Origin of the sequence: Comamonas koreensis, from assembly GCF_021026195.1 — a bacterium.
Classification (GTDB): domain Bacteria; phylum Pseudomonadota; class Gammaproteobacteria; order Burkholderiales; family Burkholderiaceae_C; genus Comamonas; species Comamonas koreensis.
Genome location: NZ_JAJNCT010000019.1, coordinates 1 through 3,587 on the forward strand (window position 1 = coordinate 1; position 3,587 = coordinate 3,587).

Consider the following 3,587-nt stretch of genomic DNA (forward strand, 5'->3'; position numbering starts at 1 on the left):
CCTTAGCCCGGTTCAATTCGAGGAGCGGCAACGTTTAAAGGGCTAGGCAAAGTGTCCGGGAAACTGGGGGAAGCCCATATACGTGCTCCGCAGTACTTCCATCGACGGAACATTGAACGGTTTCAAGCAGCGTTCATCAGCCTCAAGTCATTGGCTGCGGAGGCTGGTATTGCCCCCAAGCAAGCGCCCTCCTGGGCTCGCCACATTGGTTACGAGATCGTAAGCGGCCCCACTATCGATGGTTGCCGACAGTATTTCGTACGCAAGGCGGAGATCCGAAAGACCGAACGTCTGGCGTCATAGCAACACCTATCGCGAGCATCGGCGCAACAGCTTGCCCACGCACTTGATTCAGATTACCATTGACTCAGAGCGCGTTTGAGCCTCCTCGCTCTCTAAACATATGATGAGGTCCGCGTAGCACAGCCCACGGTTAGCTTGTAAAGAGCAAATAGTGGGAAGGTTAGGCAGCGGCTAACCATTTGGACAATTAAATTGCGCTCTAATTTTTGTCTGAGACCGGGTGGCGAGTTTCTGAACTCTTATCCGGGATGTGTAAGCGCCAGGCGACTCTGCTCTCCTGAACGCGACTTGAAAGCCAGATCCGTTGATCTGGCTTTCGCTTTTGAAGACTAGGTTTTTACACCTTGACTCAGCGTTCAAAGCTGTGACGATGCTCAAAGTCATTAATGTTGTTATTGATCCACACCGCCTGTAACCATTGATGAGCCAGCCTGCTGCTGGAACCGCATCGACAAGAGAGGAGAACAAGCTGAGCACGCATCTGCGAGCAATTTCATGAGCGACATTTCGTGCTCAACAAAGACATGTCCTGATTCATACCTTGCTCATGAACGCCGCGTCCCAAAAACTCTAGCGACTGATCTTGAAAGCCCGAGGAGTAGGCGCGGCGGGTTCACGAAAAAGTGAAACGTACTTGACTCGATCTGGAATGTCGGTTGGCTAATTTTCGATTGGATCGCAAGCTAGAACTCGATGATTGCCAGAGGGTCCCTGTTGGACTGAACTGAAAGGTTGAGTAACAACTCTATCTACCCCTTAGAGTCTCAATCACCTATACTTTTGAATACTTCATGGGGGACACCGTGCCAAAATTTATTAAAAATGCAGCTCTACGCTCAGCCGTTCTCGCATCAACAATTGCTCTTGCGTCTACTGGCAGTTGGGCAGCACGAAGTTTCACGCCACAATCAGGCACCTGGGTCGTTAGCAGCGAAATTGATGGTAAGCCGGGCCGCGGACTAGCAATCGATGTGCAGGGCAACACTTTTTTCATGCAAGTATTTGCCTACGAAAAGAACGGTGATGCGACCTTCTATACCGCCACTGGCCAGATGGATGGAAACAGCGTAACTGCGCCGTTGATCCGTTACAAAAACGGGCGCAGTCTTGGGGGGGCCATGCAAGATGCGGTGGAAGATAAATCCGTGGGTCAGGTAACAATCCATTTCACCAATGGCCTCAAAGGAATGATTCAGTTTCCGGGTGAGCAGGCGTCGGCGATTGAGCGCTTCTTGGTGGTAAGCAATGAGCCCAGCGTGACTAATCCGCGTGTTCAATTGGGAGAGAGAACTATGCGCCTCTTTGCCATGAATGAACAAGATGAGCCCAGCTTAACAGTCAGGGCAAAGCTTCGGCGAACTGAGGCAGGATTGACTCAACTTATCTGGTTAAGCCCCCCAACTGTTACCATAGGCGAGCCAGGACCTGAATTTGAATGCCAGGTGTCAGGCGAAAAGAATAGGATTCACTGCCTTCCAGTCGTAAAAAAGTCGCTATCAAAACCACGATCCGGACTTCCGATTATTGAAAGTCTGGATCTACAATTTGCCGGATACGACATCAATGGAGTACTGCATACCGGCGGAGAAAAACCTCAAAAACTTAGCATTACGGGCTTTGACGAAGGCGCCCTTTTGAAAGAGCCTTCTTATCGCGAGGGCATAACCACCTACAACCCGGAGCGGCAACATAACTACATCTCTGCGTCATTCGGCGAAAATAGTACTTGTATAACAGGTTCATGCGTTGCAACTCTCGCGGCTAATACCTTAATGCCGTTAAACGGCACTTGGGTAGTAGAAGATGAACTGACAGGGAAGCCTGGGCGCGGTATTGCACTCGATGTTCAAGGTAATACCGTGATTATCCAGCTGTTCAATTACCGCGCTGATGGCCAGCCCACCTTTCACATGGGAAGCGGTACCTACCAAAGCAAAGGTATGGGTAGCCGCGCGTCGGTAGCTACCATTTCACTCCGGCAATACCGTGGCGGCCGAAGTTTTGGCGGAACTCCGCAGTCGGCACGCTTGGAGTCTGAAGTAGGTAGTGCGGTCATAGAATTCAACTCTCCTCCCGCGGACAAAGACACAGAGTTCAATTTCTGGTGGACCCAAGGTATATTGAAGTTGCCCGGTGAGGCTCCCGTCAAAATTCGCCGTTTGCAGACTGATACACCCGGCCAGTTCTCAGAGCAAATGTTTGGTGACTGGTACGTTGCGCACACTGACAAAGTGGAGCATTTTAACCAAGCACAAGGTGATGGCGCCACGACCACAGACGGAAAGATTCTTTGCTTGCCCAACGATCCTTCATCACGCTTTAATATGAGTTGCGGAGAACCCAATGGGGTGATGTGGAACTGGCTCCAAGCTCTGTACATGCCAACCATGGGGCGTGCAAAGCCATTTTTGCGTTTGCGCGATCGATTTGGAAATGCTACCGGACTCGGAGCATTTGAGTAACCTCTCTCCATCTTTTTAGTGGTGGCAATTAGTGGAACATAACCACACCTCCTTAGCGTCCGCCCCAGTCAGGCAGCAAGTTGCAGCGTTGTACCCGCGCAATTAAACGCGTGGGCAGCTTTGCTGCAAAAGACTGGGCTGCTACCGTATGGGTCATCAGGTGATGGGTGAGACACGGCTGAAACAGCGCAAGTAAGGTTCACAGCGAGATCGCGAGACGCACTGGCCTTGCTCGCAATACCGTCAAGAAGTGGCTCAAGGCTCCCGACGACGTCGTGCCTAAGTACGAGCGGATCATGCAGGCTGGAAAGCTCACTGCTTTCGAGCCCATCTTGCAGCAAGCCCTCTCAGCTGACAGTCACCGCCCTAAGCAAAGCAGGCGCAGCGGCCGTGCCCTGTTTGCCCAGATCCAGGCTCAAGGTTACCGAGGTGGATACAGCGCCGTCACGGACTACATCCGCCGCTGGCGAGTCGAATCAGCATCAAGCCCCACTAAGGCCTGCGTACCCCTTCGTTTCGAGCTGGGTGAAGCCTTCCAGTTCGACAGGAGCGATGAGGCCATGGTCATTGGTGGGATGTTCTACACGTTCAGGTGGCTCATTTGAAGCTGTGCGCCAGTCGTGCTTTCTGGTTAGTGGCCTATCACAGCCAGAGCCACGAGATGCAATTCGACGCACACGCCCGATCATTTCAGGCACTGGGCGGTGTCACTCGGCGGGGCATTTACAACAACATGCGCACTGCTGTAGACGAGGTCCAGCGAGGTAAAAAGCGTGTCGTTAATGCGCGGTTTGCCGCTATGTGCAGCCACTACCTGTTTGA

At 52.2% G+C, this 3,587-nt stretch carries 1 protein-coding gene and 1 pseudogene; both read left to right on the top strand.

Annotation, left to right across the window (positions count from 1 at the left end):
• Positions 1 to 1,094: 1,094 nt before the first annotated feature.
• Positions 1,095 to 2,765: a hypothetical protein gene (locus tag LPW39_RS14095; protein ID WP_230776136.1), complete on the top strand. Its 1,671-nt coding sequence runs from the start codon at positions 1,095 to 1,097 to the stop codon at positions 2,763 to 2,765.
• Between the two features lie 209 nt (positions 2,766 to 2,974).
• Positions 2,975 to 3,587: pseudogene (istA, locus tag LPW39_RS14100) on the top strand (IS21 family transposase); the annotation flags it as partial.

Coding starts and splice junctions, on each gene's coding strand:
- LPW39_RS14095 (WP_230776136.1), top strand. CDS start 1,095: ATGGGGGACACCGTGCCAAAATTTATTAAAAATGCAGCTCTACGCTCA.